The organism is Kangiella sp., from assembly GCF_014762745.1.
GTDB lineage: Bacteria > Pseudomonadota > Gammaproteobacteria > Enterobacterales > Kangiellaceae > Kangiella.
On the sequence record NZ_JABURJ010000117.1, the window covers coordinates 1 to 1,792 of the forward strand.

Annotated in this window: 3 protein-coding genes; 1 reads left to right on the top strand and 2 read right to left on the bottom strand. The window is 44.1% G+C overall.

Features of this window, described 5'->3' with window-relative positions; genetic code table 11:
• Window positions 1-98 precede the first annotated feature (98 nt).
• Window positions 99-452, bottom strand: a complete 354-nt coding sequence (sdhD, locus tag HUJ19_RS09980; RefSeq protein ID WP_290623976.1) for a succinate dehydrogenase, hydrophobic membrane anchor protein — start codon at window positions 450-452, stop codon at window positions 99-101.
• Window positions 443-820 (bottom strand): succinate dehydrogenase, cytochrome b556 subunit, encoded by a 378-nt coding sequence (gene sdhC / locus HUJ19_RS09985; RefSeq protein ID WP_290623978.1) that lies wholly within the window; start codon window positions 818-820, stop codon window positions 443-445. The genes sdhD and sdhC overlap by 10 nt, the downstream gene beginning before the upstream one ends.
• A 337-nt stretch (window positions 821-1,157) precedes the next feature.
• On the opposite strand from sdhC, the gene HUJ19_RS09990 reads away from it, so the two are divergent.
• The coding region (locus HUJ19_RS09990; protein WP_290623980.1) for a citrate/2-methylcitrate synthase at window positions 1,158-1,792 on the top strand (635 nt) is incomplete at its 3' end.

Sequence of the window (1,792 nt, forward strand, 5' to 3'; positions counted from 1 at the left end):
GCCAATTGCAGCGATGCACGCATACCAGCGCCACCGCCACCAACGATTACCGCATCAAAGGTATAGGTTGGAATAGAGGAGATTTGGTCAGACATGCTTTATAGGCTCCACAGAATCTGAATGCCCCACACTAAAAGTGCAAGACAAATGAGAATGACTAATACTTGGAAGATGAAACGAATCGCCACTTTTGGCATATAGTCAGTGGATACAATCCACAAACCAATCCAAGCATGTCCAATTACTGACAATAATGCCAATAACGAGAATACTTTCATAAAGGTTGATGCAAACAGCTCTTGCCAGACAGGGAACGTCAGCTCAGGAGTTGTGCACAAGAAATAGCCCAGATAGATGACATAAGCCAGCATAACGATGGCTGACACACGCTGGATAATCCAGTCATGCAGGCCAGAGCGACCCAGACTGGTTGATGCTGTTACTACGCCCATACCCATACCCCTAATGCTACTGCAGCGATTGCAGAAAGAATGATGACCAGCCAGGCACCGCGACGACCGCCTTCAAGCGACTCACCAATATCCATATCCATCAGCAAATGACGAACACCTGCAATGACATGGTAGGCAACAGCGGTGGTAATGGCCCAAAGAATGAATTGCCATAAGAATGACTCTGCAAACATGGTCTGCAATTCACTAAAGCCAGCTGGGTTAAGGGATTTTTGTAGCATCCATAAAAGGATTGGTACGGCGAAGAATAAAATCACGCCTGTAATACGGTGCAAAATCGAAGAAATTGCGGGTACAGGGAATTTTATCGTAGCAAGATTCAGGTTTGTTGGTCTCTTTTGATTCACGACGTATCTTATCTATTTTTGCCCAGGTCGCCAGGGCGTGAGTCTCTGTGTCCTGCCTTGCTTAATTGCGTGAAATGCGACCGAAAATACGCTGCAGACAGGAACCCCGTAGTGATACAAAGTTTCGGACGCAAATTATATAAGTGCTTGTCGGGGATTACAATTAATTAACCCAATAGATTTTCTATATATGCCAAAATCTTATTGATCATCATCAAGTGTCACAAAAATATCTCATGTAAAATGTGACAAAATTTTGTAGAATGCACCACCTGATTGAGATTAGACTCGATTATTTGAGTAAAAAGTAAGCAATTTATAGTCCAAAGGAGACTTTATGTCGCAACAAACAGCTAAACTTAGCTTACCCAATGGCGAAGAATTGGATTTGACCGTACTTTCCCCTACTTTGGGTAAAGACGTTATCGACGTACGAGCGTTAGGCAAAGCTGGCTATTTCACTTATGACCCTGGTTACGTATCAACTGGCGCCTGTGAATCAAAAATCACCTATATTGACGGCGAAAAAGGTCAGTTACTATACCGTGGCTATCCTATTGAGCAGCTAGCCGAGCAGTCGAATTTTGAAGAAGTTGCTTACCTGCTATTAAATGGCGAATTGCCAAGCAAAGAAGAATACGAAAGCTTCGTTGCTAAAATTAACAACCACACCATGGTTCATCAGCAAATGATGAACTTCTTCAACGGTTTCCGCCGTGATGCCCACCCCATGGCCATCATGGTTTCCGTAGTTGGCGCACTATCAGCCTTCTATCACGACTCATTGGACATCAATAATCCACAACACCGTGATATCAGTGCCTTGCGCCTGATTGCTAAAGTGCCAACTATCGCTGCGATGTGTTACCGCTACAGCGTTGGCCATCCATTCGTTTATCCTGATAACGACATGAGCCTGGCTGAAAACTTCTTGAATATGATGTTCAGCATGCCAACCAACGACTGGAAACC